This is a genomic window from Mesorhizobium sp. UC74_2, from assembly GCF_042701485.1.
GTDB lineage: Bacteria > Pseudomonadota > Alphaproteobacteria > Rhizobiales > Rhizobiaceae > Mesorhizobium.
Window position 1 is genome coordinate 1893154 of record NZ_CP170562.1, and the last position, 25840, is coordinate 1918993.

At 61.4% G+C, this 25840-nt stretch carries 24 protein-coding genes, 2 tRNA genes and 1 pseudogene; 14 read left to right on the forward strand and 13 right to left on the reverse strand.

Translation table 11 applies throughout. The features are described from left to right. Nucleotides 1-12: 12 nt before the first annotated feature. A pseudogene (locus ACFJIU_RS09100) lies at nt 13-1276 on the forward strand (NAD(P)/FAD-dependent oxidoreductase). Here the strand turns inward: ACFJIU_RS09100 and ACFJIU_RS09105 are convergent. Beyond that, entirely contained in the window at nt 1251-1910 is a 660-nt protein-coding gene (locus ACFJIU_RS09105; RefSeq protein ID WP_379070222.1) for a 5-formyltetrahydrofolate cyclo-ligase, read from the reverse strand. The pseudogene ACFJIU_RS09100 and the gene ACFJIU_RS09105 overlap by 26 nt on opposite strands. 232 nt (nt 1911-2142) lie before the next feature. Here ACFJIU_RS09105 and ACFJIU_RS09110 point away from each other — a divergent pair, with 232 nt between their 5' ends. Beyond that, a complete protein-coding gene (locus ACFJIU_RS09110; protein ID WP_379070225.1) occupies nt 2143-4122 on the forward strand; it encodes a bifunctional 2',3'-cyclic-nucleotide 2'-phosphodiesterase/3'-nucleotidase in 1980 nt (659 codons plus the stop codon). Nucleotides 4123-4267: 145 nt separating this feature from the next. Here ACFJIU_RS09110 and ACFJIU_RS09115 read toward each other — a convergent pair whose 3' ends face one another. Then, nucleotides 4268-5524, reverse strand: a complete 1257-nt coding sequence (locus tag ACFJIU_RS09115) for a class I SAM-dependent methyltransferase (protein WP_379070227.1) — start codon at nt 5522-5524, stop codon at nt 4268-4270. 292 nt (nt 5525-5816) lie between these two features. On the opposite strand from ACFJIU_RS09115, the gene ACFJIU_RS09120 reads away from it, so the two are divergent. Further along, nucleotides 5817-5945, forward strand: coding sequence for a hypothetical protein (locus ACFJIU_RS09120; protein WP_379070229.1), 129 nt, complete (start codon nt 5817-5819; stop codon nt 5943-5945). A 137-nt stretch (nt 5946-6082) separates the two neighbouring features. Continuing rightward, entirely contained in the window at nt 6083-6370 is a 288-nt protein-coding gene (locus tag ACFJIU_RS09125) for a Dabb family protein (protein WP_144222950.1), read from the forward strand. Nucleotides 6371-6520: 150 nt separating this feature from the next. On the opposite strand, the gene ACFJIU_RS09130 is transcribed toward ACFJIU_RS09125, so the two are convergent. After that, nucleotides 6521-6595: transfer RNA gene (locus ACFJIU_RS09130), tRNA-Asn, on the reverse strand. Nucleotides 6596-6785: 190 nt separating this feature from the next. On the opposite strand from ACFJIU_RS09130, the gene ACFJIU_RS09135 reads away from it, so the two are divergent. The 5 genes from ACFJIU_RS09135 to ACFJIU_RS09155 all read left to right on the forward strand — a co-directional run bounded on the left by ACFJIU_RS09135 (nt 6786) and on the right by ACFJIU_RS09155 (nt 10677). Further along, nucleotides 6786-7064, forward strand: coding sequence for a hypothetical protein (locus ACFJIU_RS09135; protein ID WP_379070232.1), 279 nt, complete (start codon nt 6786-6788; stop codon nt 7062-7064). A 160-nt stretch (nt 7065-7224) separates the two neighbouring features. Continuing rightward, nucleotides 7225-7298 (forward strand) — tRNA-Cys (locus tag ACFJIU_RS09140). Nucleotides 7299-7381: 83 nt separating this feature from the next. Next, nucleotides 7382-8050, forward strand: coding sequence for a protein-L-isoaspartate O-methyltransferase (locus ACFJIU_RS09145; RefSeq protein WP_379070235.1), 669 nt, complete (start codon nt 7382-7384; stop codon nt 8048-8050). A 175-nt stretch (nt 8051-8225) separates the two neighbouring features. Then, nucleotides 8226-9605 carry a TolC family outer membrane protein gene (locus ACFJIU_RS09150; RefSeq protein ID WP_379070238.1) on the forward strand — a complete coding sequence of 460 codons (1380 nt, stop codon included), beginning with the start codon at nt 8226-8228 and terminating at the stop codon, nt 9603-9605. A 292-nt stretch (nt 9606-9897) separates the two neighbouring features. Next, the gene (locus tag ACFJIU_RS09155) at nt 9898-10677 is read left to right on the forward strand and encodes a PopZ family protein (protein ID WP_379070241.1); all 780 of its coding nucleotides are present in this window, start codon (nt 9898-9900) and stop codon (nt 10675-10677) included. Between the two features lie 77 nt (nt 10678-10754). Here ACFJIU_RS09155 and ACFJIU_RS09160 read toward each other — a convergent pair whose 3' ends face one another. The 7 genes from ACFJIU_RS09160 to ACFJIU_RS09190 all read right to left on the reverse strand — a co-directional run bounded on the left by ACFJIU_RS09160 (nt 10755) and on the right by ACFJIU_RS09190 (nt 17850). Beyond that, nucleotides 10755-11561, reverse strand: coding sequence for a DUF72 domain-containing protein (locus ACFJIU_RS09160; RefSeq protein WP_379070243.1), 807 nt, complete (start codon nt 11559-11561; stop codon nt 10755-10757). Between the two features lie 460 nt (nt 11562-12021). After that, a complete protein-coding gene (locus tag ACFJIU_RS09165; protein WP_379070245.1) occupies nt 12022-12429 on the reverse strand; it encodes a DUF302 domain-containing protein in 408 nt (135 codons plus the stop codon). After that, nucleotides 12426-15347, reverse strand: coding sequence for an excinuclease ABC subunit UvrA (gene uvrA, locus ACFJIU_RS09170; protein ID WP_379070248.1), 2922 nt, complete (start codon nt 15345-15347; stop codon nt 12426-12428). Before uvrA ends, ACFJIU_RS09165 begins: the two co-directional genes overlap by 4 nt. A 751-nt stretch (nt 15348-16098) precedes the next feature. Then, nucleotides 16099-16386 (reverse strand): hypothetical protein, encoded by a 288-nt coding sequence (locus ACFJIU_RS09175; protein WP_379070251.1) that lies wholly within the window; start codon nt 16384-16386, stop codon nt 16099-16101. A gap of 80 nt (nt 16387-16466) precedes the next feature. Next, entirely contained in the window at nt 16467-17072 is a 606-nt protein-coding gene (locus ACFJIU_RS09180; RefSeq protein ID WP_379070254.1) for an ATP-dependent Clp protease proteolytic subunit, read from the reverse strand. 17 nt (nt 17073-17089) lie between these two features. Next, entirely contained in the window at nt 17090-17539 is a 450-nt protein-coding gene (locus tag ACFJIU_RS09185) for an SRPBCC domain-containing protein (RefSeq protein ID WP_379070257.1), read from the reverse strand. Beyond that, nucleotides 17536-17850, reverse strand: coding sequence for an ArsR/SmtB family transcription factor (locus ACFJIU_RS09190; protein WP_379070260.1), 315 nt, complete (start codon nt 17848-17850; stop codon nt 17536-17538). Before ACFJIU_RS09190 ends, ACFJIU_RS09185 begins: the two co-directional genes overlap by 4 nt. A gap of 236 nt (nt 17851-18086) precedes the next feature. On the opposite strand from ACFJIU_RS09190, the gene ssb reads away from it, so the two are divergent. The 3 genes from ssb to ACFJIU_RS09205 all read left to right on the forward strand — a co-directional run bounded on the left by ssb (nt 18087) and on the right by ACFJIU_RS09205 (nt 20069). Continuing rightward, entirely contained in the window at nt 18087-18629 is a 543-nt protein-coding gene (gene ssb, locus ACFJIU_RS09195; RefSeq protein WP_379070263.1) for a single-stranded DNA-binding protein, read from the forward strand. A gap of 64 nt (nt 18630-18693) precedes the next feature. Next, nucleotides 18694-19614: a 5'-methylthioadenosine/S-adenosylhomocysteine nucleosidase gene (locus ACFJIU_RS09200; protein ID WP_379070265.1), complete on the forward strand. Its 921-nt coding sequence runs from the start codon at nt 18694-18696 to the stop codon at nt 19612-19614. A 29-nt stretch (nt 19615-19643) separates the two neighbouring features. Beyond that, a complete protein-coding gene (locus ACFJIU_RS09205; RefSeq protein WP_379070268.1) occupies nt 19644-20069 on the forward strand; it encodes an OsmC family protein in 426 nt (141 codons plus the stop codon). Between the two features lie 38 nt (nt 20070-20107). Here the strand turns inward: ACFJIU_RS09205 and ACFJIU_RS09210 are convergent, their stop codons facing one another. The 3 genes from ACFJIU_RS09210 to ACFJIU_RS09220 form a co-directional block, all read right to left on the reverse strand. Then, nucleotides 20108-20737, reverse strand: a complete 630-nt coding sequence (locus ACFJIU_RS09210) for a MarC family protein (protein ID WP_379070270.1) — start codon at nt 20735-20737, stop codon at nt 20108-20110. 72 nt (nt 20738-20809) lie between these two features. Beyond that, nucleotides 20810-21187, reverse strand: coding sequence for a VOC family protein (locus ACFJIU_RS09215; protein ID WP_379070273.1), 378 nt, complete (start codon nt 21185-21187; stop codon nt 20810-20812). A gap of 40 nt (nt 21188-21227) precedes the next feature. Continuing rightward, nucleotides 21228-21755 (reverse strand): hypothetical protein, encoded by a 528-nt coding sequence (locus ACFJIU_RS09220; RefSeq protein ID WP_379070275.1) that lies wholly within the window; start codon nt 21753-21755, stop codon nt 21228-21230. An 84-nt stretch (nt 21756-21839) separates the two neighbouring features. On the opposite strand from ACFJIU_RS09220, the gene ACFJIU_RS09225 reads away from it, so the two are divergent. Together ACFJIU_RS09225 and gyrA are read left to right on the forward strand one after the other, a co-directional pair. Continuing rightward, the gene (locus tag ACFJIU_RS09225; protein WP_379070278.1) at nt 21840-22730 is read left to right on the forward strand and encodes an AraC family transcriptional regulator; all 891 of its coding nucleotides are present in this window, start codon (nt 21840-21842) and stop codon (nt 22728-22730) included. Nucleotides 22731-22962: 232 nt separating this feature from the next. Then, the gene (gene gyrA / locus ACFJIU_RS09230) at nt 22963-25758 is read left to right on the forward strand and encodes a DNA gyrase subunit A (RefSeq protein ID WP_379070281.1); all 2796 of its coding nucleotides are present in this window, start codon (nt 22963-22965) and stop codon (nt 25756-25758) included. Nucleotides 25759-25840: the final 82 nt, after the last annotated feature.

The following is a 25840-nucleotide window of genomic DNA, read 5'->3' on the forward strand; positions in this document are numbered from 1 at the left end:
GAAGGTATTGCGATGAACAGCGAGCCTCATCATGTGGTCGTGGTCGGCGCCGGTTTCGGCGGTCTGGAATTCGTCAGGGCGACCGGCAGGGCGCCGGTGCGGGTGACGCTGATCGACCAGCGCAATCATCATCTCTTCCAGCCGCTGCTTTACCAGGTCGCGACGACCTCGCTGGCGACCTCGGAGATTGCTTGGCCGGTACGGCATCTTGTGCGCCGCGAGCCTGCGGTGACAACGCTTCTGGCAACAGTCAGCGGCGTCGACAAGGACGCCAGACGGGTGCTGCTGACCGATGGCAGCAGCATTGCCTATGACACGCTGGTGCTGGCGACGGGAGCGCGGCACGCCTATTTCGGTCACGACGAGTGGGAAGAATTCGCGCCCTGGGCTTAAGACGCTGGAGGATGCGACCACGATCCGCCGCCGCATGCTGCTCGCCTTCGAGCGGGCCGAACGCGAAACCGACCCGGCGATACGCCAGGCGTTGCTCACCTTCGTCATCATCGGCGGTGGTCCAACAGGGGTGGAGCTTGCCGGAACGATCGCGGAGCTGGCGCACGCCACGCTGCGCGGAGAATTCCGCAACATCGATACCCGCGACACAAAGGTTGTTCTCATCGAGGCTGGCGAACGCATCCTGCCGGCGTTCCGGCCCGATCTGTCGGCCTATGCCAAATCCGCACTGGAGCGACTCGGCGTGACCGTCCAGCTGGGGCGTCCAGTCTCGGCCTGTGACGCGGAAGGCGTGGTGTTCGGCGATCAGCGGCTGGATGCACGCACGATCATATGGGCGGCTGGCGTTGCAGCCTCGCCAGCGGCGCAATGGCTGGGCGCGGAAGCCGACAGAGCGGGCAGGGTGGTTGTCGAAGACGATCTTACCGTGCCAGGCCATCCCGAGATCTTTGTCGTCGGCGACACTGCGCTGGCAAAGCGCGGCGATGGCCGTCCCGTGCCCGGCATAGCTCCAGCCGCGAAACAGGCGGGACGTCATGTCGCCGCAACGCTGAAGAGCAGGTTGGCTGGAGACGATGCAAGACGTCCGTTCATCTACAGACATCAGGGTGATCTCGCGACGATCGGCAAGCGTGCCGCGGTCATCGATTTCGGTCGGTTCAGTGTGACGGGATGGCTGGCCTGGTGGCTGTGGGGCATCGCCCACATCTTCTTCCTGATCGGCCTGCGAAACCGGATCGCGGTGGCGTTGAGCTGGCTATGGATCTATACAACCGGCCAGCGGAGCGCCCGGCTTATCACCCAGGGGTCGCAATCTCCGTGACCACGGCATCCATCGGGATGTCGTGCGGCTGCGGATAAATGGTCGGGATGCGCTGCAGCTCATAGCCAATGCCGATCACCAATGGCTTGCGTGGCAACGCGGCAAGCGTGCGGTCGAAGAAGCCGCCGCCGTAACCCAGCCGATAGTTTTCGGGATCGATGCCGACGATCGGCGAGATGACCACGTCGGGAACGACCGGATCGCCTTCAGCCGGGATCGGGATGTTCCAGACGCCACGCTCCAGTCTGTCGCCATGCCTGTAGGCGCGGAAGATCAACGGTTGACCTTTGTCGACAACGATGGGCAATGCGGTGCGCCCGCCACGCTCATTCACACTGTCCATCCAGCCGCGCAGGTCCGGCTCGCCACGGAAGGGCCAGTAAAGACTGATCATTTTGCCGGCAACATTGCCGATCGCGCCATCAAGCCCCTCGGCAATGCGCCCGGCCATTGTCGTGCGGACATCGGCAGAAATGGCCAGCCGCGCAGCAATCAGCCTTTCGCGCTCGGCCTTGCGCCAACGCCGTACATCGCTCCAATCGGACAGTGCCTGCTGAAAGGCCGGATCGAGTTCGTGCATGAAACAGGGTGGCGAGGCGTATTGCGCCGGTGTTGTCTCGTCATTGTCGCTCATGCCGATCTTCCCGTGTCGATCGTTCGCCTACAAAGCCTATGCCCGAGAGTACACGCAGGTTTGTCGTATTACGACATATCTATATTGGGGAAGGTCGTATTTCTCGGCCTTTCGTCGCATGAGCGTCATGCGAGCCTGCTGGACTTGGGACGCTTTTGGCGCAAGATTTGCTGGCGCTCGATTGGCGCTGGGCGACGGGGAAGCAGAAACGCTAGCGAAGAGATCATCCATCATGTCCGAACCGCTCCTGCCGATATCCCGCCGCGCGCTGCTTCGGGGGGCAGCCGCAACCGGAGCATTGATCATGCTGCATCCGTTTTCGGCGCGGGCCGCTGCCAACCAGGCCCATCTCAGGATCATGGAGACGACCGACATCCATGTGAACCTGCTACCCTACGATTACTACGCCGACAAAGCGAATGACACGCTCGGCCTGTCCCGCACCGCGTCGCTGATCGACGCCGTGCGCAAGGAGGCGGTCAATTCGATGCTGGTCGACAATGGCGATCTGCTGCAGGGCAGCCCGATGGGCGACTTCGTCGCCTATGAGCGCGGCATGAAAGACGGTGACGTCCACCCCGTCATGAAGGGCATGAACCTCTTGGACTACTCCTGCTCGACACTGGGCAATCATGAGTTCAACTACGGGCTTTCCTTCCTCGACAAGGTGCTGGCGGGAGCCAATTTTCCGTTTGTCTGCGCCAACCTGATCCGGGGCACCGAAAAGGCCGCCAATCCACGCGGCGACAAGCTCTACCTCAAGCCATATCTGATCCTGGACAGGACGCTGAAGGACGGGGCGGGCGCCGAACATCCGATCAAGATCGGCGTGATCGGCTTCGTGCCGCCGCAGATCCTGGTGTGGGATGCCAAGAACCTCGCCGGCAACGTGGTTACACGCGACATCGTCGAGGCTGCCAGGGCCTGGGTGCCGCAGATCAAGGAGGAGGGCGCCGACATCGTCATCGCGCTTTCGCATTCCGGCATCGATACGAAGCAGGCCGAGATGATGGAGAATGCGTCGTTCTTCGTGGCCGGAGTGGAAGGGATCGATGCCGTCTTCACCGGTCACCAGCATCTGGTCTTTCCCGGCAGGAAGGATTTCCAGCAACTTGCCGGCGTCGACGCCGAAAAGGGTACGCTGCAGGGTAAGCCAGCCGTGATGGCAGGGTTCTGGGGCTCGCATATGGGGCTGATCGACCTGCTGCTCGAACGCGACGGCGGCAAATGGCGGGTGGTTTCGGCGACGTCGGAGGCGCGGCCGATTTTCGAGCGCGTGGACAACAAGAACAAGGCGATCGTCGAGGACGTGAAGAGCGTGGTCGACGCGCTGAAGGTGGATCACGAGGCGACGCTCGCCTATGTGCGCCGCCCGGTCGGCAAGACGTCCGCGCCGCTCTATTCCTATTTCGCGCTGGTGGCTGACGACCCCTCCGTGCAGATCGTCAGCCAGGCGCAGAGCTGGTATCTGAAGGATATCCTCAAGGGCACGCAATGGAAGGACCTGCCGCTGCTTTCGGCGGCCGCGCCTTTCAAGGCTGGCGGCCGCGGCGGCGCCGATTATTATACCGACGTGCCCGCTGGCGACATTGCCATCAAGAACGTCGCCGACCTTTATCTCTATCCCAATACGGTGCGCGCCGTGGAGATCACCGGCGCGCAGGTGAAGGAATGGCTCGAGATGTCGGCAGGCCTCTTCAGGCACATCGAACCCGGCAAGGCAGACCAGCCGCTGATCAACACGGATTTTCCGTCCTACAATTTCGATGTCATCGATGGGGTCAGCTATCGCATCGACCTCTCGCAGCCACCGAAATACGATGCCAAGGGCAATGTCATCAATGGCGGCTCCAGCCGTATCAAGGACCTGATATTTGACGGGAAGGCGATCGATCCGGCGCAGAAATTCGTCGTCGCCACAAACAATTATCGCGCTGGTGGCGGCGGCAATTTCCCCGAGATCGACCAGAGCAAGGTGATCTACGAGGCGCCCGATACCAATCGCGACGTGATCGTGCGCTACATCGTGGCTGAAGGCACCATCAACCCGTCAGCGGATGGCAACTGGTCGTTCGTGCCGTTGCCGCAGACCAGCGTGGTGTTCGAAACAGGGGCCAAGGCGAAGGATTTCATCAGCCAGGTCAAGACGTTGAAGATCGAGCCGGCCGGCGAGGGCGAAAACGGCTTCTCCAGATATCGCATCCTGCTGTGATGCTCGGAACAGATCCACGGCCGCTTTGGCCAGAGCGTTTCCGTTTCCCACGGAAACGCTCTGGCTTTTTGTTTTTACTCAATTCCGGACGGAAAACCGTTACACACTTTTCCTGGAATTGCCGTGGTGGCCGTGGCCGCGCAACTCAGGCCTTGTAGATGACCTGGCGCACGTCGATGTAGCTCGAGCGAAAGCCCGCCTCGCAGTAGTGGAGGTAGAATTCCCAGAGCTTCTTGAAACGATCGTCGAAGCCGAGTGGAACGATGCGCTCCCAGGACGCCCAGAAACGCTGGCGCCATTCCGCCAGGGTGCGAGCGTAATCCTGCGCAAAGACGCGCTCGGCCAGGTAGGCGAGACCATGGTCGGCGCCGAGTGATTTCAGGATTGCCGGAGTGGGCAGCATGCCGCCCGGAAAGACGTAGCGCTGGATGAAATCCGGCCGGGCGCGATAGGTCTTGTAGGCGGCCTCGTTGATGGTGATGATCTGGAAGCCGGCGGTGCCGCCGGGCTTCAGGCACTCCTTCACCTTGCCGAAGAAGGTCGGCCAGTATTTTTCGCCGACCGCCTCGAACATTTCGATCGAAGCGATGCGGTCGTACTTGCCGGTTTCGTCGCGATAGTCCTGCAGCTTGATGTCGACCTTGTCGGCCAACCCGGCCCGCTGGATGCGGGCCTTGGCGAAATCATGCTGCTCGCGGCTGATGGTGAGGCCGGTGACGCGGCAGCCGATCTCGCGCGCGGCAAATTCGGCAAAGCCGCCCCAGCCGCAGCCGATTTCGAGGACATGATCCTGTGTGCCGATGCCGATGTCCTTGGCAAGTGCACGGTATTTCGCGGCCTGCGCACTTTCGAGATCGTTGGCACCGGTCGAATAAAGCGCCGACGAATAGGTCATGCTCGGATCGAGCCAGTTCTGATAGAAGGCATTGCCGAGGTCGTAATGGGCGGAAATGTTGCGTTTCGAGCCGGTGCGGGTGTTCTCGTTCAGCCAGTGACGGATGCGCTGCACGGTGTTGACGATCCAGCTGGCACCGCCGGCCACCGTTTCTCCGGTTTCCGTATTCACCACGAACAGCTCCAGGAAGCTCGTCACGTCCGGGCTTTCCCAATCGCCGTCGATATAGGATTCAGCGACGCCTATGGTGCCGCCGGTAAAGGCGCGGTTGGGCAGGCGCCAGTTGTTCAGCACCAGTTCGGCGTTCGGACCCGGCGCCTTGCCTTCCACCAGCACGGCACGCCCGTCGGGCATGCGAACCTTGAGCGAGCCGCGCGGCATGGCCATCGCGGCCTTGAAAACCATGCGTGCCTTGGCCGGCAGTCCTTTGACGATTTCGGCGAAATTGCGCTCGTCGAGACGGACGGCGTCCGTCATCGGGGGCGCAGTTCGGTGGTTCTTGTTCATAATTTCCCCTCCTGTTCAGAAGCAACTCCCTCTGCCGCTCCTGATCGGACCCATCTGCTGCTGCGCCATGCATCGCACGGCGCGGATTTCCTCTCCCGAAAACAACAAAACGGCGCGCCCGGCTGGGCCCGTCCGCTTGATGATGAATCCATTGATGATTTTCTATCGTGTCGTGGCTGCTGGCAAGAGGCAGGAACGGGACCCGGTTGGGGCAATCAGGGGGCCGGGCTGATGCCGCAGGCGAGCAGTCGAAGTTATGATTGTGGTAATCGAAATCGCCTAGTCTGCACCTATGCGCCTCGTCATCGTCATCGCCGCGATCGCCTTCTTCCTGATCTGGGACGGCCTCTACAATCAGGGCCGCTACCTTGATGCGGGAACAAAAAGCGTCAAACACGCGGTCGCCTACGTCACCGGCTGATTCTCCGGATCGGGCCAGCCTGCCGCGACAACCTGCCGGTTGACGCCAGTCCGTGGCTGGCCCAGAAGCTGCTGATCTCAAGGAGCGCACCATCCCGCCCGGGCAACGCTGCGCGAGCAAGGTGCAGGGAGGCTGGCTTGATCCGGCACATCGTATTCTTCAGCGTTCGGCCCGGCGAAGACGTCGAAAAGGTCCGCGACGGTCTGCTCGCCCTGGGGCAGATTCCCCACTCGCGCCTGTTCGAAGTAACGCTCAACTCCAAGGTAGACCCGATGTGCGACAAGATCGACATCGTCGTCTATGCCGAGTTCGAGGATGCTGCCGCGCTCGCCGCCTACAAGGCGCATCCGGTGTATTCGGCAACGACCAGCAAGGTACGGCCGATGCGCGAACTGCGTTTCTCGGCGGATGTCGTGGCGGGGTAGGCGGTTGGCCCTCCCGACGGATCAGGGTCGGTAAGCCAACCGATTAGAAGATCCAGCAACAGGGGATCGCGCTGCAGACCATGATCTGTGTCGGACGACCACCTGTATTACCAAGCTGCCCCACCGTCTTCGTCATGTGTTTGAAAAACTTGGCTCCCCGGGCCGGATTCGAACCAGCGACCAACCGGTTAACAGCCGGTTGCTCTACCACTGAGCTACCGGGGAACAGCGCTCTTGTGCGAACGGGGGTGGCTATAGCGATCCTTTTCGGCTTTGCAAAGCGGGAATTCGAATTTTTTAAAAGGTTTTTCTGTGGCGCATTCTCGCAATCGCTGCCTGACGCCATCATATCAGGCGGCAATGCCGGCAAACCGGGCGTTTGGGGCCTGCAAACTGGGTGAGGCAGAGGACAAGGATGGACGGAACGGTGCAAGGCATGGGCGCAGAGAGCGAGCCTCGCAAACGAAACCACAAGATCTCCGCATTCGGGCGCGAATTCGCGTTGCCGCGTTCGCGTGCATTGCGCATTGCCATCGGCGTGGCGTTCCTGTTTGGCGGCGTCCTGTGGTTCCTGCCTGTTCTAGGCCTGTGGATGCTGCCTGTCGGCTTCCTTGTCCTGTCCTATGAATTCGCGATGATTCGACGCCACCGCCGCCGTTTTGTGGTGTGGTGGGAGCGCCGCCGCCGCACCTAGGCAGTGCAAGCACGCTCAGGCCTGACCATTTTGCGATGAACGCCCGGTCTCGGGCGCCATTCACAATAGGTTAGGGAATTGTCAGCGGAATAAAGCTTGTGTCCTTGACTGCCCAAACGGCCCAACCTATTGAAGCGCCGTGGAACGCCGGGAGCAATGAGGCCTCGTGGCGGAATGGTTACGCAGAGGACTGCAAATCCTTGCATCCCGGTTCGATTCCGGGCGAGGCCTCCAATCCCGACAACCGGTCCAGTGCCGGAGGGGCGTTCCTGTTGGCCATAGGCGCTTGGTTGCGCCGGAAGCGGGACGGTTGGAACATGAGCGCTGATTTCTCCGCACGCCGCGTGAAGATGGTCGATGGCCAGCTGCGCACCACCGATGTGACGAACGCAGCGGTCCTCGATGCTTTCCTGGCTGTTCCGCGCGAAGCCTTCCTGGCAGCCAGCCAGAGCGACCTCGCCTATATCGACGAGGATATCCGCCTCGCAGGCGTGGCCGGGGAGCCGCGCTACATGATGGAGCCTTCGCCGCTGGCCAAGCTGCTCCAGCTTGCGGGAATCAGCGCCGACGATACCGTTCTCGATGTTGGGGCCGGTACAGGCTATTCGGCGGCGATTCTGTCCCGGATTGCGAAATCCGTCGTTGCGCTGGAAAGCGATTCGACCCTGGCGGAAACCGCACGCGCGACCCTGTCGTCGCTGGGCTGCGACAATGTCGTGGTGGTCGACGGTGCGTTGCGCGACGGTCACGCCGCCAAAGCACCCTACAATGTGATTCTCGTTGGCGGCAGCGTGGAAGAGGTGCCGCAGGCGCTTCTCGACCAGCTCGCCGAAGGCGGCCGCCTCGTTGCCGTGGAAGGCCATGGCAATGCCGGTGTCGCTCGTCTGTTTTTGAAGACTACTGGAATAGCGGCAGGGCGGCGTGCATTTAATGCGGCAATAAAGCCACTACCGGGATTCGAACGTGTGCGTGTTTTCGAATTCTGAGAGATTCGCTCTTGCGGCTCACGTCGCGGCATGATGGCTTGTGTTAACAGATCGTTGCCGACGGTTCGGACTTTGGGGAGACGGGCTAGCGGCAGGGAACACAAACACGCAATGACGGTTGCCTGAAGACGGCGGCCGTTCTTGCGTGGTTTCCAATGAAGAATGAGGATTTGCCGTGCATCCTGTAAAGAAGAGTCTCCTCGCCATTCTGCTTGCTTCGGTGACTGCGCTTGCTCCCGGCGCGGCATCTGCCGAAACCATACTCGGCGCACTGTCCAAGGCCTATCAGAACAACTCGACGCTGAATTCGTCGCGCGCTGGCGTGCGGGTGACCGATGAAGGCGTGGCGATCGCCAAATCCGGCTGGCGGCCGACCATCACCGGTTCGGCATCCATCGACTATTCGAGCACGCGCGGAAACAATGCCGGTCGTCTGACCACCGGCAATTTCGGCGTGCAGATCAACCAGAGCCTGTTCGACGGCTTCCAGACCAAGAACAATGTGGCCTCGGCGGAAGCGCAGGTGCGCGCTTCAGTGGAAGGGCTGAACAACCAGCAGAATGCGACGCTCTTCGCTGCAGCCCAGGCCTATATGAATGTCATCCACGATCGCCAGGTCGCGAAGCTCACGGAACAGAATCTGAAATTCCTGACCGAGCAGGTGCGCGCCGCCCGCTCGCGCTTCGAAGTGGGCGAGGGTACCCGCACCGACGTCGCACAGGCCGAAGCGCAACGCTCTACCGCGCAGGCGCAGGTCAGCGCCGCGCAGGCGCAGGCGTTGGCCAGTGCCGGCGTCTACCGTCAGATCATCGGTGACCAGCCGGGCAAACTGAAGGCGCCGTCGCCGCTCGGCAAACTGCTGCCGTCCAACATCGAAAACGCCATCGCCGCGGCGAACAATGAAAACCCGGCCATCCTGGCCAACCAGCATCTGGTCGATGCCTCGGGGTTCGGGGTGAAAGCCGCTGAAGGTGCGCTGTTGCCGCAATTGAGCGCTTCGGCAGGTATTTCCCGCAACTATCGGGATGCTTCGCCCGGAAGCATCCTGAGCCCGGACGGTTCGTCGACTTCGGCCAACGTCGGCGCAACGCTGACGGTGCCGATCTACTCCGGTGGACGTACCGCGGCGACGGTTCGCCAGCAGAAGGAAAGGCTCGGCCAGGCTCGCATCGAGGTCGATGTGGCACGCGATCAGGTCCGCAACGCCGTTGTGGCGGCATGGACCGCCTATCAGGCCGCCAAGGAGAATGTCGACGCCAATCGTGCCTCCATCGCCGCCGCGCAACTGGCGCTGAATGGCGTGATCGAGGAGCGCAATGTCGGCCAGCAGACCACGCTGGACGTGTTGAACGCGCAGAACGTCGTCATCAGCGCACAGATCAATCTGGCCGCTTCCGAACGCGACGTCGTGATTGCCAGCTACGGCATTCTCCAGGCGATGGGGCGGCTCACCGTCGAGCGCCTCGGACTTCAGGTGGCGAAGTACAATCCGGACGAACACTACAAGGCCGTCAAGGACAAGTGGTACGGTCTGCGTACGCCGGACGGCCGCTAGTTCTTCCAGGCCTGATGAATTCGACAGCCCCGCTTTGCGGGGCTGTTTTGTTTCAAGCGCGTTTCGGTTTTGACGAAACCGCGGAAGCGCCGGAACTCTTTGGTTTCAAGCAGTTCCGGACGCAAGACCGCTGCCTGCGTTTGCGGGGATTGCTCTAATCTGTTGAAACAGCACGAGTCCCCGGTTTGGGGATTCTCTGATTGCAATCGGTCGGTTACGCTTGAGCGGTGATTCGAGCCGGCCTTGGTACCGGCCGAAAATGCAACAGGTTTCCAGGGCGGCGAATGTGACAATGGCCACGGCAGCAAGCAGCGCGCAACGCGAACCTTCGATGGAAGAGATCCTGGCTTCCATCCGCAGGATCATCGAAGACAGTGACACCGGCCGCAAGACTGCGATGGAGGCGATCGATACGCGCCCGGACATCGAACCGATCACCACGCGATCCGAACCGGTCGGCAACATCGTTCCCGAGGTTGATGCTTTCCGCAGCGAATTGCATCACGAACTGCCGGGCAAGCCCATCAGCCTGGCTGACGTCCAGGCACAACTCGCCACCGCCTCGCCAGAGCAGCGCCCGGCTGCTCCTGTGATCACGCTGGCCGAAATCGGCGTGCTGACAGCGTCCGAACAGCCTGCTGCCGCAGCACCGCAACCGGTTGTCGAAAGGGATGAGGCTGTCAGTCAGCTTCGTACCGGTTGGCCTCGCGAGGTGGAGCTTGGTTCCGACACCCGCGCCGACGAAATTCCTGGCGAGGAAAATAGCGTTTTCACGACGCAGCCCGGCAACGATATGACAGATGAGCCGGCTGAGTTCGCGATCCGGCATGAACCCGCAATTGAAAGCGCTGCGCTGCGGCCTGCGCTGATCTCCGAACATACGAGCCGTCAGGTTGCGGCTTCCTTCGAGGAATTGTCCGAAGCTTTCGCTGGTCGGGCCAAGAAGACCTTCGATGACATGGCCGCCGAGATGCTGCGCCCGATGCTGCAGGACTGGCTGGACAACAACCTGCCGACGCTGGTCGAGCGCCTGGTGCGTGAGGAAATCGAGCGCGTTGCGCGAGGTTCCTGACGCCGGCGCCGAAACTCACCGGTTTCTTCTGAGAAGCGAAACCCGCCTCCATCGAGGCGGGTTTCACTTCTTTGGTTTCAAGACCCGACGCGTTTCATCAACGCCATGGCGCCGAACGGGGCGCGGACCTTGCCTTCGGTGATGAAGTAGACAAACACATCGCGCGGCTTCACCTCTGCCTGGGTGTCGGGATCAGCGCGCTTCAGGTCGCCGGGTTCCTTGCCCGCAGCCCAGGTCCTTGCACGTTCCGCCCATTGGTCGAGCGCCTTGGGGGTGTAGCAATCGGGATTGTCGTCGCTGCCGGTCTGGAGCCGCGCATAGACGAAGCCGCCAGTTGCGTCGGCGATTGCCGGATATTTGGCGTGGTCGGCATATACGATCGCGACAGCGTGTTTGCGCGCCAGTGCTGCGAATTCGGGCACGATGAAAGAATCGTGGCGAACCTCCACGGCATGGCGCAATGTCACGCCGTCCTGCTTTTCGGGCAAAAGTGCCAGGAACGCGCCGAAGTCGTCGGCGTCGAAGCGCTTGGTCGGCGCGAATTGCCAGAGAATAGGCCCGAGCTTGGCGCCGAGTTCCGAAACGCCTGAATCGAGGAAGCGCTGCACCGATTCGCCTGCCTCAGCCAGCACCCGGCGGTTGGTCGCAAAACGGATCGCCTTCAACGAAAACACAAAATCGTCTGGAGCATCCTTTGCCCATTTGGCGAATGTTGGCGGCTTGAATGTCGAATAGTAGGTGCCGTTGACCTCGATGGTCGGAACCTGCCGTGAGGCATAGTTGAGCTGTTTGGCCTTCGACAGTGTCCCTGGGTAGAATGATGTGTCCCAGGGCTCGAACGTCCAGCCGCCCATGCCCGACCGGATTTTTCCAGCTGTACTCATTCCATCCCTCCAATATCTGCTTCAGTCTCGAATGGGCATAGGCAACCACGGTAAGGCGTCACAAGCCATCCGAAATCAACGACCGTGACGATCATCCTGCCAATTCCGTTCAGCATTTCACGACGTTCAGATGGTGTGGAGAAATCGGCTGGCGCGTCGTGAACATGCCGCTTTCCCGGTCCCTGAGATCCGGCCCGAAGCCTTGGGCCTCCCCCATTTGAGGTATGTACCTTGGATTAAGATGCGCTAAAATGAGATAGACCGTTAATACCGTTCTCCCGGTTCTTTGGCTCGGGGGCGGTGCGCGGTGCCAACGGCCGCGTTACTGCCAAATGCTAGGGGAGAGCAGGCGAAAGTCTGCTCTTTTTTTGTCTCGAGTTCCTTGCTTGCCAATCCCGGGCCTTGCCAATCACGGGTGTCATGCCGGCCAGCAGTGGGTCGCCAACAAGCGGCCGCGGCGTTATTCCCGGCCGGCCGCCAGTCCGATGACCTTGTCCATACCGCCGGCAATCGCCTGGACCGCGGCGACGCTGGCGTCACCCAGCCCGTGTCGGACCGCGATCCATTCAGCGGCGTTGTATGAAAGCCAGACCTTGCCCAGTTCATCTTCCCAGGCAAGCGCCTTCACCGGCAAGTCGATGCCGGCAATCTGCCTGTCCTGCATCAGCGGTGTGCCGCCCTTCGGGTTGCCGAAGATCAAAAGCTGCGTCGGGCGAAGCAGCAGACCCACATCCTGCGCCCCGGCCATGTGGTCGATACGCGCGAAGACATGGAGACCCAGCCTGGTCACGGTTTCCGCCAGCCGATCGAGCGTTTCGGTTACCCCGAACCGGCTCTCGACGGAGACGATGCCCTGGCTGCCGCTCACTCGGCGGCCTCTCGTTTGCCTTTCGGCCGACGTTCCAGCAGTTCCTTCAGGAACTGGCCGGTGTAGCTGCGTGGTTCCGCGACGATATCCTCCGGCGTGCCGGAGGCAACGAGCTCACCGCCGCCGTCACCGCCCTCAGGGCCGAGGTCGAGCACCCAGTCGGCAGTCTTGATGACCTCGAGATTGTGTTCGATGACGATCACCGTGTTGCCCTGGTCGACCAGCTCATGAAGCACTTCCAGGAGTTTCTTCACATCGTGGAAATGCAAGCCTGTGGTCGGCTCATCGAGGATGTAGAGCGTCTTGCCGGTCGCCTTGCGGGACAGTTCCTTGGCGAGCTTGATGCGCTGCGCCTCGCCACCCGAAAGCGTGGTGGCCTGCTGGCCGATGTGGATATAGCCGAGGCCAACCTGATTGAGCGTTATCAGCTTGTCGCGCACAGCAGGCACCGCCGCAAAGAACTCGACGCCTTCCTCAACGGTCATGTCGAGCACATCGGCGATCGACTTGCCCTTGAAAGTGACGTCCAGCGTTTCGCGGTTGTAGCGCTTGCCATGGCAGACGTCGCAGGTGACATAAACGTCCGGCAGGAAGTGCATCTCGATCTTGATGACGCCATCACCCTGGCATGCCTCACAGCGGCCACCCTTGACGTTGAAGGAGAAGCGGCCGGGCTGATAGCCGCGCGCCTTGGCTTCCGGAAGTCCGGCGAACCAGTCGCGGATCGGCGTGAAGGCGCCGGTATAGGTCGCCGGATTGGAGCGCGGCGTGCGGCCGATCGGGCTCTGGTCGATATCGATGACCTTGTCGAGGAACTCCAGGCCCTCGATGCGGTCATGCTCGGCAGGATGTTCGCGCGAACCCATGATGCGGCGCGAGGCGGCCTTGAACAATGTCTCGATCAGGAAGGTGGACTTGCCGCCACCAGAGACACCGGTTACCGCCGTGAAGGTGCCGAGCGGGAACTCTGCGGTCACATTCTTCAGATTGTTGCCGCGGGCACCGACAACCTTGACGCGCTTGCCCTTCTTGCCGGGGCGTCGTTCGGCGGGCGTCGCAACCTCGAGCTCTCCGGAAAGATATTTGCCGGTGATGGAGGCCGGGTTGGCCATGACTTCGCGCGGCGTGCCCTGGGCGATGATGCGGCCGCCATGGATGCCTGCTGCCGGTCCTATGTCGACAACATAGTCGGCAGTCAGGATCGCATCCTCGTCATGTTCGACGACGATCACCGTATTGCCGATGTCGCGCAGGTGTTTCAGCGTTTCCAGCAGACGTGCATTGTCGCGCTGATGCAGGCCGATCGAAGGCTCGTCCAGCACATAAAGCACGCCGGTAAGACCCGAGCCGATCTGCGAGGCGAGGCGGATACGCTGGCTTTCACCGCCGGAGAGCGTACCGGAATTGCGCGACAGCGTCAGGTAGTCGAGGCCGACCTCGTTGAGGAAACGCAGCCGCTCGCGGATTTCCTTCAGGATACGGATGGCGATTTCATTCTGTTTTTCGTTGAGCTGCGCCGGCAGTTCATTGAACCACAGGTCGGCCTTGCGGATCGACAGCTCCGTCACTTCACCAATATGTCTGCCGGCGATTTTCACGGCCAGCGCTTCGGGCTTCAATCGATAGCCGCCGCAGGCAGGGCACGGCGTGGCAGCCATGAAGCGCTCGATTTCTTCGCGCATCCATGCCGATTCCGTCTCCTTCCAGCGCCGCTCGAGGTTGGGTATCACACCCTCGAAGGTCTTGGTGGTCTTGTAGGAGCGCAGGCCGTCGTCATAGTTGAAAGTGACTTCGCGCTCGCCGGTGCCGCGCAGGATGGCCTGCCTGGCGTCTTCCCTCAGATCCTTGAATTTGTCGCCAAGCTTGAAGTCATAGACCTTGCCCAGCGCTTCCAGCGTCTGAGAATAGTAGGGCGAGGTCGATTTCGCCCACGGTGCCACCGCGCCGTCGCGCAAGGTCACATTGTCGTCCGGCACAACCAGGTTTTCGTCGATGGCGCGCTGGCTGCCAAGGCCATCGCAGGTCGGACAGGCGCCGAACGGGTTGTTGAAGGAGAACAGCCGCGGCTCGATTTCTGGGATGGTGAATCCGGAAACCGGGCAGGCGAACTTTTCCGAAAACAGGATACGTTCGTGCGTCTCGTTCTTGGATTTGTAAGCGGATTCTTCTGCCGTGGCCTCCGCGGGCAGCGGCCGATCGGCGAATTCCGCAACGGCGAGTCCTTCGGCCAGCTTCAGTGCCGTTTCCATGGAGTCGGCCAGGCGCGTGGCGAGATCGGCACGCACGACGATGCGGTCGACAACGACGTCGATGTCGTGCTTGTACTTCTTGTCGAGCGCCGGGACATCGGCGATCTCATAGAAAGTGCCGTCGACCTTGACGCGCTGGAAGCCCTTCTTCTGGAGCTCCAGCAACTCCTTCTTGTATTCGCCCTTGCGTCCACGCACCATTGGCGCCGTGATGTAGAGGCGGGTGCCTTCCTCCAGGGTCAGCACGCGATCGACCATCTGCGAAACGGTTTGGCTCTCGATCGGCAGGCCGGTGGCCGGCGAGTAGGGCACGCCCACGCGCGCGAAGAGCAGGCGCATGTAGTCGTAGATTTCGGTAACGGTGCCGACGGTCGAACGCGGGTTGCGCGACGTCGTCTTCTGCTCGATCGAGATGGCGGGCGACAGACCATCGATCTGGTCGACGTCCGGCTTCTGCATCATCTCCAGGAACTGGCGGGCATAGGCCGAAAGGCTTTCGACGTAGCGGCGCTGCCCTTCGGCATAAATGGTATCGAAGGCGAGAGACGATTTGCCTGAACCGGACAAGCCGGTCATCACCACGAGACTGTCACGCGGCAGATCCAGGTCGACGTTCTTCAGATTGTGTTCGCGCGCGCCGCGAATGGAAATGTACTTATGGTCGGCCATGCCGCTCCGCCGCCTCAGCTTGCAATGTTTCGGATTGGCGAACCCAGCCGCCGCCCGCTCATATGGGTATTTTCACCGCGAGATCGAGACTCTCCGGCTACTTTGAGCGTTTAACCGCCTTTCGCGCGAGCGGGCAAGCAAAAAAGAACAAAGGCCGAACGTGCTCCTGACAATGCGATGTCAGCAGAACGTGACGTTCCGGACCGTTCCGATCACAATTTCCGTAATGGCCCGGCCGCCGGTTGACGCTGCGGAAGTGAAGGCGCAAGGTTAGCCGTCGCCTGAACCGATCGCCCAGTGGCGATCCTCGAGCCGGAAGGCGGTCTGCGAGGCGCCGCAGACCAAAACGAGTGAGAGTTCGGGCAGACGGCAAGAGCAACCAGCAACAGGAGCGAGGCATGACCCCACCGGACAGTCCCTTCAGGCTCCATCTGTCGTTGGAGCCACGGCGGGCATAGGTGTCAGGAAAGGCGGAGCTTTTCCCGCGCAAACCGTGACCTGCCGATCCCCTTACAATCAGAGACCACTAGTCGGGTCGTCGGCCGTGAGCCGCGAAGCACCCGAAACCCAAAGCCGGTAAAACGCTCCCGGAAAAACTGGGTAAAGCCCTAAAAAGCCCCGTCCGCATGCCAAGGCGCAGCGGCGGGGCTGTTCTTTTGAGGTGATACGCGCTCGGCGATATCCGCGATTTGCTGCAGGTCGCGCCGACAACACGGCTGTCGGAGGCACGGATCGCCGGATTTTGCGTAGACTACCGGCGTGGGGCAGGAAGGTTGCCCGCACCGACATCCACGATCACCGAGCCGGAAATGCGGACGTCCGTGTCGCCAACCTTGAACTGGCGGCCGGAGGCTGGATCATAATCGTCCGGCTCCGGTTGCGGCGTGGCTGGTTTGACGATGCTGTAGCCGCCATTGACGCCGGGCAGGGGCTTTGCAGCCTGCTTGCCGGCTTCCCCGGCAAATCCTGTCGCTGTCGAAAAAAGGGCAACTGCAAGGGCAGCCAGACACGATGATGGCGAGAGGCGGGCGATGGTCATGGTGCTAACATAGGCGTCTTGACCCGTGACGACCAGTGCCCGTCGATCCATCGGATTGGATGGACGACGATCTGGCTGTCCTAGGCCGCCCGTTTGCGCGTGTCGTAGACATGGTCGACCAGGCCCCATGCCCTGGCTTCCTCCGCGTTCATGAAGTGGTCTCGGTCGAGCGTGTTCTCGACGTCCTCGACCGTGCGCCCGCAGTGCTGGGCATAGAGGTCAATCATCTGCCGCTTGGTTTTCAGGATGTCCTCGGCGTGCCGCTGGATGTCCGAGGCCTGGCCCTGGAAGCCGCCCAGCGGTTGATGCAGCACGATCTTGCTGTTGGGGAGCGCGATGCGCCTGCCCGGGTCTCCAGCCATCAGCAGGAACGAACCCATCGAAGCCGCAAAGCCCATGCAGACTGTCGACACCGGGCAGGAGATGTAACGCATCGTGTCGTAGATGGCGAAGCCGGAACTGACCACGCCGCCGGGTGAGTTGATGTAGAGCGACACCTCCTTGTCCGGATTGTCCGCCTCCAGCGACAGCAATTGCGCGCAGATGATGGCGGCCATGTTGTCCTCTATCTGGCCGTTGACGAAGATGATGCGTTCACGCAGCAGCCGGGAGAAGATGTCGAAAGCGCGTTCGCCGCGGCTCGACTGCTCGATCACCATCGGCACAAGATTGGCGATACCGGACATGTGTTGGTTCCTTCCGTTCAGGCGGCCATGCGCCATTGCGGCGTGTTGGCCGCAGTGAAAATTCTGGTGGGCTTGGGCGCATCGACGGCGACGCTGCAGCCCGCTCCGGACATGTTGCAGGCGGCCGTTGAGACAAAGCCGTCATGCACGACACGCAAATGCGTGCCGCCGTCGGCGGCATGTGTCAGTTCGAAGGTGACGACACTGTCAAAGCCCTCTCCCGCACCGGATCCGCCTGTTTCGCGCCAGGAATAGCGCAGCAGGCGGCCAGGTTCCGCCTCAAGCACCGTGCAGGCGATGCGGCCCTCGGCGCCGAGCGAAAATCGCTGCCCGGTTTCGCTCCTGATGTCGTTCGGCAGCAACCAGGCCGCGACGATTTCCGGCTCGGTGAGTGCGCGCCAAACTTTTTCGGGCGCTTCCGGCAGATCGCATTCAACAACGATGTCATCGCGGCTGGGCGAGGTCATTGATCCATCTCCTTCAACACGGTCTTCAGCCTTTCGATGCGATCAGGCCAGAAGGTGCGGTAGCGTTCGATCCAGGTGAGCAGCGGCGATAATCCTTCCGGGGCGGCTCGGTAAAAGGCATTGCGGCCGACACGGCGCTCGCTCACCAGCCCGGCGCCGCGCAGCACGGCAAGATGCTGGGAGACCGCCGGTTGGGACACCGGCGTGCCGGCGCGCAGTTCAGAGACGGTCATCTCGTCGTCGACCAGCCGTTCAAACAGCGCGCGCCGTGTCGGGTCGGCCAGGGCCTTGAAGATTTCGGATTCGATCATACCAAAACATAAGTGGATACTTATTGGTTTGGCAAGAGCCTTCTCGGGGCGAGGACCTGAAATGAAGCCAGGCCGGCACTTTTGCTGACATTCCTTGACAAATAGCCAGTGCGGGAACTAGAACAGAAATAGAACAAAAAACGTTGTGGGAAAGGCATGTCCGTGGAGGCGGGCAGGTTCCTCAGCCTATATGGTGCGGCGAGAATTCTGGTTTCGGACGAGCGCGGAGAAGTGTGATGGCTGGCAGCGTCAACAAGGTCATTCTGGTGGGAAATCTGGGTGCGGATCCCGAAATCCGCCGGCTGAACTCGGGTGAGCCGGTCGTCAACATCCGTATCGCCACCTCGGAAAGCTGGCGCGACAAGAACTCGGGCGAACGCAAGGAAAAGACCGAGTGGCACAACGTCGTCATCTTCAATGACCAGCTCGCCAAGGTGGCCGAGCAGTATCTGAAGAAGGGCATGAAGGTTTATGTCGAGGGTCAATTGCAGACCCGTAAATGGCAGGACCAGAGCGGCCAGGAGCGTTATACGACCGAAGTCGTGCTGCAGAAATTCCGGGGCGAATTGCAGATGCTCGACGCGCGTGGCGGGCAGGGCGAAGGTGGCCAGGTCGGTTATTCCGGTGGCAACCGCGACAGCTTTGGCCAGTCCGGCCCGAGCGACTTCGGTGGCGGTGGCGGCCGCGGCTCGGCTGGTGGCGGCTTTGGCGGTGGAAACGGCAATCGCAGTGGCGGCGGTGGCGGTTCGCGCGAACTGGACGATGAAATCCCGTTCTGATTGCTGATGGGCGGAATTCCCCAGCCCACAGACCTGACCTGGTGATCCGGCGATGAGCTACGGCATGAGTGCATTCGCGCGCCTGATTGCGATCGGCCTGCTGTTCTTCACCATGTTGTCCGCTGCCGTTTCGGCTGCGGAGCGGCTCGATGACAAGCCGCGCATCGCGGTCGTGTCGGCCTTCCCACCTGAATGGATGGGGCTGCAGGCCGATCTGTCGGATCGAACCGAACACGAGATCAACGGCCGCCAGTTCATCACCGGCAAGCTGGCCGGCAAGGATGTCGTGCTGTTCCTGAGTGGCGTCAGCATGGTCAATGCGGCCATGACCATGCAGGTGGCGCTCGACCGGTTTGTCGTGACATCCGTGGTGTTTTCCGGCATTGCCGGCGGCGTCGACCCGGCCCTCAGCATCGGCGATGTCGTCGTCGCCGATCAGTGGGGCGAATATCTGGAAGCGGTTTTCGCCCGCAAGGTCGGCGACGGTTACGAAATTCCGCCATTCATCCCGAAGGATCAGTTTGCGGGCTACGGCATGATCGTGCCGCGCTCTGTGACGGTTACCAGGCGGGGCGATACCGCCGAAGAGACGAAATTCTGGTTCCCGTCCGATCCGGCCTTGCTCGACGCTGCCCGCAAGGTCGCTGCCAGGCTGGAGCTGCAGGCCTGTGCACCCGAGAACAAATGCCTTGCCAGCCCGCCGAAGATCATCGTCGGCGGCAATGGTGTTTCCGGCCAGGCTTTCGTCGACAATGCCGAATTTCGTGACTATGTGCACAAGACCTTCGATGCCAAGGTGCTCGACATGGAAAGTGCCGCGGTCGCACATGTGACCTACAGCAACCACGTTCCGTTCCTAGCGGTACGCAGCCTGTCGGACCTCGCTGGCGGTGGAGAAGGCGCCAATCAGATGGCGACTTTCATGGCACTGGCGTCAACGAATTCAGCCAATGTCGTCAAGGCATTGCTGGCCGAGATGCCATAGGACCGACACGAAGAGACAGGGAAGCAGGGATGAAGGCGCGGATCAAATGGGTCGAGGGTCGCACATTCGTGGGCGAGTCCGGCAGTGGCCACAAGCTGGTTCTGGGCACGACGCATGGCGATGACGGCAAGACACCCGGCCCGAGCCCCATGGAACTGCTTTTGATCGGTACGGGCGGCTGTTCGGCCATCGACGTTGTGCACATCCTCGAAAAGGGGCGCGAGCAGGTCGAGGATTGTGTCGTGGAACTCGATTCCGATCGTGCAGCGACCGATCCGAAGGTGTTCACGCGCATTCACATGCACTTCATCGTCAAAGGCAAGGGACTGTCACACGACAAGGTCAAGCGGGCGGTTCAGCTGTCGGCGGAAAAATACTGCTCGGCCTCGATCATGATGGGCAAGACGGCGACCGTTACCCACGATTTCGAGGTGGTCGATACCGCTGCCGGCTGAGGCAGCCTGCAAGGCAGTGCGATTGTACGTTGGGTCGGTCAGCTCGCTGCCAGAGCCTTGATACCGTCGGCCACGAACTGGACGGCGAGCGCGGCAAGGATCACGCCGAGCAGCCGGGTCAGGATCGAGCGCCCGGTCTGGCCGAGAATGCCGTCGATGCGCTCCGCCAGCACGAACACCAGATAGGTGATGAGCAGGCAGGCGAGGATGATGCCGAGCAGCGCCAGCTGCCCTCCAAGGCCTTGGAACGAACTGGACAGCAGGACGGTGGCCGAAATGGCGCCGGGGCCTGCGATCAGCGGGATCGCCAGCGGGAAAGCCGCGATGTTGTGGATGTGATCCTTGGTGATCGCCACATCCGCGCTTTTTTCCTTGCGGTCCTGCCGGCGCTCGAAAACCATCTCGAAGGCGATGAAGAACAGCAGGAAGCCGCCGGCTACGCGGAAAGCAGGCAATGTGATGCCGAACACCGAAAGGATCGAGGCGCCTGCCACCGCAAACAGCGCGATGACCAGAAAGCCGATGATCGAGGCGCGAACGGATACCTGGCTTCGCTGCTCACGATTCATGCCGCGCGTCACGGCAAGGAAAAGCGGGGCGAGTCCCGGCGGGTCGATGGTCACGAGCAGTGTCACGAAGGCGTTGAACAGGCTTTCGTAGCTCGGCATGCCGTTCCCCTCTCTCGCGACAACCAGGCCATTGGTAGCGCGAATATGGGGAAGTTGCCAACGCTCAGTCGGTCAGCTGCCTGAGCCGCAACAGGCCTCTATGCGATAGCCGTCCGGATCGATGGCGAAGGCCGCGAAATAGCTATCGCCATAGTCGGCGCGCAGGCCCGCTTTGCCGTTGTCGTTGCCGCCATGAGCAAGGGTTGCCGCGTGGAAGGCGCGGACACTGTCGTGAGTTGGCGCGGCAAAACAGAAGTGAAGCCCCGATCCCATATCGGCTGGAACCGGTCGTGCGACCTCGAGAATCCACAGTGAGATCTGATCGCCGCCATAACCTAGCGACCCCACGGATTCGCTGAGGCACGAATAGCCGAGCGGCGACAGAACCGCGTCATAGAAAGTCTTGGAGCGGGAGGGGTCGGCGACGCCGATCGAGACATGGTCGAGCATTTTGAACCTCGTTTGAGTTTGTATTGATGGGATAAGGACGTCACGCGGCGCGTCGTGCCAGGAATTCAACTTGCAGGTTCCAGTCTCCTTCGCCGTCCGCCCGTTCCCCAAGCCAGCGAAATGAGTTGTCGGTGATTTCGGTGAAGCGCCAGCGTGTCCGTGTTCCGCTGCCATCGCCGCCGATCTGGACGATGTCCGCCCCTTCAGCGCGGCCGGTCTGTCGGCTGTGGTATTGCGTGCGCGGATCGCTCCACAGGATGTGCCAGGCATCGATACCGGGGTCGTAGATCCGCAGCGTCGTGCCGTAGAACGTCCAGGGGCCGAGCTCCGGCGAAGGTCCTGCGTTGCGCGCAGGCAGTATCCAGACGTCCTGGATGGCACGTCCCTCCAGTGCCCAGCCGAAATGGATCTCGCCGTGGCCAGTCAGCAGCTTGCCGTCATCGGTCCAGCGTTTTGCATCGAAGCTCCATGCTCCGACAAAGCGACCGTAGAGCGCGAGCTTGTCTGCGTGGGCAGCGAAGGGGCCTGGCGCTTGCAGGGCTTCGGAGAAGGAGTTCGGGTGATGCATGGCGACCTCAAACCTGTCAGGAGATATGGCCGGCGTAGCGCTTGCCGGCTGTCCGGGCTTGGGAAAAATTGCTAAATCGCGGTCATGAGCCAGCAGGTGCGGATCCTTGCCAGGAAAGCCGGATGGAGCGTGGCCGACATTGTCTGCACTGCGACGGCTGGCGAACGGCCTTTCGAGGAAGAGCACGGCTCGTTCTGTATCGCAGTCGTTGCGAGCGGCACTTTCCGCTATCGCTCGCAGCAAGGAACGGCGGTGATGACGCCGGGCGCCCTGCTGCTGGGCAATGCGAGGACATGTTTCGAATGCGGGCATGACCACAGCAGCGGTGATCGTTGCCTGTCCTTTCAGTTTTCGCCCGAGATGCTGGAGGACGTTCTGGTCGATGTGCCCGGAGCGAAGCATCGCGGATTCGATGCGCCGAAGCTGCCGGCATGCCCGGAGCTTGCCGCGCTCCTCGCGGATACCGAGGTCGCACGCCGTGAAGGCGATGCCGACGAACTCGAGGAAGTCGCGCTCCGGCTGGCAGGTGCCACGCTGACCATGCTGACGGGATTGCCGGGAAGGCCGGCAAAGACCAACCAACGTGATGAAAAGCGCGTCGCCGAAGCGATCCGTCTCATCGACAGCCGGGGCGACGAGCATCTCTCGCTGTCCGCATTGGCGGACCGAGCCGCGACCAGCCCATACCATTTCCTGCGCTCGTTTCGCGCGATCGTTGGCATGACCCCGTATCAGTTTCTGCTACGGACAAGGCTGCATCGTGCCGCCGTCCGGCTGCGGATCTCCCGAGACGCTGTTTCGGAGATCGCCTTCGAGGCGGGTTTCGGCGATCTGTCGACCTTCAATCGCCGTTTCCGAAGGGTCATGGGGCAAACGCCAAGTCGATACAGGCTCTCCGGCAAGCCTTGTGCGGAATTGCGCCGGCTATCTGCTTCGGAGGCAAAATCCCTCACGACCTCAGGTTGTCGCGGGTGAGATTTCGCGGTTGACGCGGCGGTAATCGACCAGCGTATTTCACACAGCCGCCACAATCTGCCGGACGCCATTCGCACCGTGTTTCTTCGATCTGTCTATCTATTTGAAATAACTTGAAAAATAAGCACTGGAAAACATCGGTTGCGTGGCGAAAAACCGCGCCCTCGCATTGGAGAATGGCGCGGCTTTCCTATATAAGAAGTCAGTGATTCCCAGCTGATTGCGATCTATTTTGACCGACCAGAATACACCACAAGGGCCGGACGGCCCTTCCGGCATCGAACCGATTTCCATTATCGAGGAGATGCAGCGCAGCTATCTCGATTACGCCATGAGCGTGATCGTCAGCCGAGCGCTGCCCGATGTGCGCGACGGCATGAAGCCGGTGCACCGGCGCATCCTGTTTGCCTCGCATGAGAGCGGCTATCACTGGAACCGCAAGTATGTGAAGTCGGCGCGACCGGTCGCCGACGTGATGGGTAAGTACCACCCGCACGGTGACGCTTCTATCTACGACGCCTTGGTACGCATGGCTCAGGATTGGTCGATGAGCGTGCCGCTCATCGACGGGCAGGGCAATTTCGGCTCGATCGACGGCGACCCACCGGCGGCCATGCGCTACACGGAATCGCGCCTGACCAAGGTCGCGCATGAGTTGCTGGAGGATATCGACAAGGATACCGTCGACTTCCAGGATACCTACGACGCATCAGGGCAGGAGCCGCGTGTTCTGCCTGCGCGTTTTCCGGCGCTGCTGGTCAACGGTGCTGGCGGTATCGCCGTCGGCATGGCCACGAACATTCCTCCGCATAATCTGGTGGAAGTCTGCAACGGCGCCATCGCCGTCATGGAAAATCCGGCCATCGACCTCACCGAGATGATGGAGATCATCCCCGGTCCGGACTTCCCGACCGGTGGCCTGATCCTTGGCCGCACCGGCATCTACAATGCCTACTCGACCGGCCGTGGTTCGGTTGTCATGCGCGGCAAGGTGCATGTCGAGGAAATACGCGGCGATCGCGAAGCCATTGTCATCACCGAGGTGCCTTACCAGGTAAACAAGGCCTCGATGATCGAGAAAATGGCCGAACTGGTGCGCGAAAAGCGCATCGAAGGCATTTCCGACATCCGCGACGAGAGCGATCGCCAGGGCTACCGCGTGGTGATCGAGCTGAAGCGCGATGCCAATACCGAGGTGATCCTCAACCAGCTCTATCGCTTCACGCCGCTGCAGACGTCGTTCGGCGCCAATATGGTCGCTCTCAACGGCGGCAAGCCGGAAGTGATGACGCTGCTCGATATGCTGCACGCCTTCGTCGCGTTCCGCGAGGATGTGATCAGCCGGCGCACCAAGTTTCTGCTGCGCAAGGCGCGAGACCGCGCGCACGTCCTGGTTGGCCTGGCGATCGCGGTTGCCAATATCGACGAGGTCATCAAGGTGATCCGCGGTGCGCCTGACCCGCAGTCGGCGCGCGACCAGTTGATGACACGCCGCTGGCCGGCTGAGGATGTCGAGGCGCTGATCCGCCTGATCGACGATCCGCGCCATCGCATCAACGAGGACGGCACCTACAATCTGTCCGAAGAGCAGGCTCGCGCCATTCTCGAGCTGCGGCTGCAGCGCCTGACCGCGCTGGGCCGCGACGAGATCGCCGACGAATTGAACAAGATCGGCGCCGAAATCGCTGATTTTCTTGAGATTCTGGCATCCCGCGCGCGCATCCAGCAAATCGTCAAAGACGAACTCATCGCCGTGCGCGATGAGTTCGGCGGGCCACGCCGGACCGAGATTACCGACGCCGGCTCGGACATGGAGGACGAGGACCTCATCCCGCGCGAGGACATGGTCGTTACGGTCTCGCATTCGGGCTACATCAAGCGTGTGCCTTTGTCGCTCTACCGGGCGCAGCGCCGCGGTGGCAAGGGCCGTTCCGGCATGTCGACCAAGGACGAGGATTTCGTTACGCGGTTGTTCGTTGCCAACACGCACACGCCGATCCTGTTCTTCTCGTCGCGCGGCATCGTATACAAGGAAAAGGTCTGGCGCCTGCCGATCGGCAATCCGCAATCTCGTGGCAAGGCCTTGATCAACATGCTGCCGATCGAGAATGGCGACCGCATCACGGCCATCATGCCGCTGCCGGAAGACGAGACGAGCTGGGGCGACCTCGACGTGATGTTCGCCACCACGCGCGGCACCGTGCGTCGCAACAAGCTGTCGGATTTCGTCGACGTGAAGCGCAACGGCAAGATCGCGATGAAGTTCGACGAGGAAGGTGATGCCATCCTGGCTGTCGAGACCTGCACGGACAATGATGATGTGCTGCTCACCGCAAACACCGGCCAGTGTATCCGTTTCCCGGTTTCGGACGTACGTGTCTTCGCAGGGCGCTCGTCACAGGGCGTGCGCGGCATCAATCTCGCCGAAGGCGATGGCGCTATTTCGATGGCGATCATCGAGCATGTCGACGCCGATCCGGCGGAGCGCGCGGCCTATCTCAAGCGTTCGGTCGCCGAGCGTCGCCTGGCAGGTGCTGGAGAAGAGGAAGAGGTCGCGCTGACCAACGAGGAGGTTTCGGAGGAAGCGCAATTGTCCGACGAGCGCTATGAATTCCTCAAGCAGCACGAACAGTTCGTGCTGACCGTGACCGAATATGGCTACGGCAAGCGGTCTTCGTCCTATGACTTCCGTCTGACCAGCCGTGGCGGCAAGGGTATCCGGGCCACCGACGTATCGAAAGCGGGGGAAATCGGTCCACTGGTGGCGGCGTTCCCGATCGGTAACGACGATCAGATCATGCTGGTTTCCGACGGCGGTCAGGTCATCCGCGTACCGGTACACGACATCCGGTTCGCCAGCCGCGCCACCAAGGGTGTCACCATCTTCAACACCGCCGAGGGCGAGAAGGTGGTGTCGGTGGAGCGCATTTCGGAACCGCAGGGCGAAGATGAGCCCGGTGACGAAGACGTGGCCGAGGGAAGCGACAGCCCAGCCGAAGGCGACAGCAACACGAGCGACGAAGCTTGACCTGACCACATGGAACGCTTGTGAGCTATCTGGCCCAAGTGCAGGAAGTGCATGATGTTTCTGAAAGGGCGGCTCTCCAGGC

Coding starts and splice junctions, on each gene's coding strand:
- ACFJIU_RS09110 (WP_379070225.1), top strand. CDS start 2,143: ATGTCCGAACCGCTCCTGCCGATATCCCGCCGCGCGCTGCTTCGGGGG.
- ACFJIU_RS09155 (WP_379070241.1), top strand. CDS start 9,898: ATGGCCACGGCAGCAAGCAGCGCGCAACGCGAACCTTCGATGGAAGAG.
- ACFJIU_RS09145 (WP_379070235.1), top strand. CDS start 7,382: ATGAGCGCTGATTTCTCCGCACGCCGCGTGAAGATGGTCGATGGCCAG.
- ACFJIU_RS09220 (WP_379070275.1), bottom strand. CDS start 21,755: ATGCATCACCCGAACTCCTTCTCCGAAGCCCTGCAAGCGCCAGGCCCC.
- ACFJIU_RS09160 (WP_379070243.1), bottom strand. CDS start 11,561: ATGAGTACAGCTGGAAAAATCCGGTCGGGCATGGGCGGCTGGACGTTC.
- ACFJIU_RS09215 (WP_379070273.1), bottom strand. CDS start 21,187: ATGCTCGACCATGTCTCGATCGGCGTCGCCGACCCCTCCCGCTCCAAG.
- ACFJIU_RS09205 (WP_379070268.1), top strand. CDS start 19,644: ATGAAGGCGCGGATCAAATGGGTCGAGGGTCGCACATTCGTGGGCGAG.
- ACFJIU_RS09180 (WP_379070254.1), bottom strand. CDS start 17,072: ATGTCCGGTATCGCCAATCTTGTGCCGATGGTGATCGAGCAGTCGAGC.
- ACFJIU_RS09225 (WP_379070278.1), top strand. CDS start 21,840: ATGAGCCAGCAGGTGCGGATCCTTGCCAGGAAAGCCGGATGGAGCGTG.
- ACFJIU_RS09190 (WP_379070260.1), bottom strand. CDS start 17,850: ATGATCGAATCCGAAATCTTCAAGGCCCTGGCCGACCCGACACGGCGC.
- ACFJIU_RS09115 (WP_379070227.1), bottom strand. CDS start 5,524: ATGAACAAGAACCACCGAACTGCGCCCCCGATGACGGACGCCGTCCGT.
- ACFJIU_RS09210 (WP_379070270.1), bottom strand. CDS start 20,737: ATGCCGAGCTACGAAAGCCTGTTCAACGCCTTCGTGACACTGCTCGTG.
- uvrA (WP_379070248.1), bottom strand. CDS start 15,347: ATGGCCGACCATAAGTACATTTCCATTCGCGGCGCGCGCGAACACAAT.
- ACFJIU_RS09200 (WP_379070265.1), top strand. CDS start 18,694: ATGAGTGCATTCGCGCGCCTGATTGCGATCGGCCTGCTGTTCTTCACC.
- ACFJIU_RS09175 (WP_379070251.1), bottom strand. CDS start 16,386: ATGACCATCGCCCGCCTCTCGCCATCATCGTGTCTGGCTGCCCTTGCA.
- ACFJIU_RS09120 (WP_379070229.1), top strand. CDS start 5,817: ATGCGCCTCGTCATCGTCATCGCCGCGATCGCCTTCTTCCTGATCTGG.
- ACFJIU_RS09135 (WP_379070232.1), top strand. CDS start 6,786: ATGGACGGAACGGTGCAAGGCATGGGCGCAGAGAGCGAGCCTCGCAAA.
- ACFJIU_RS09105 (WP_379070222.1), bottom strand. CDS start 1,910: ATGAGCGACAATGACGAGACAACACCGGCGCAATACGCCTCGCCACCC.
- ACFJIU_RS09185 (WP_379070257.1), bottom strand. CDS start 17,539: ATGACCTCGCCCAGCCGCGATGACATCGTTGTTGAATGCGATCTGCCG.
- ssb (WP_379070263.1), top strand. CDS start 18,087: ATGGCTGGCAGCGTCAACAAGGTCATTCTGGTGGGAAATCTGGGTGCG.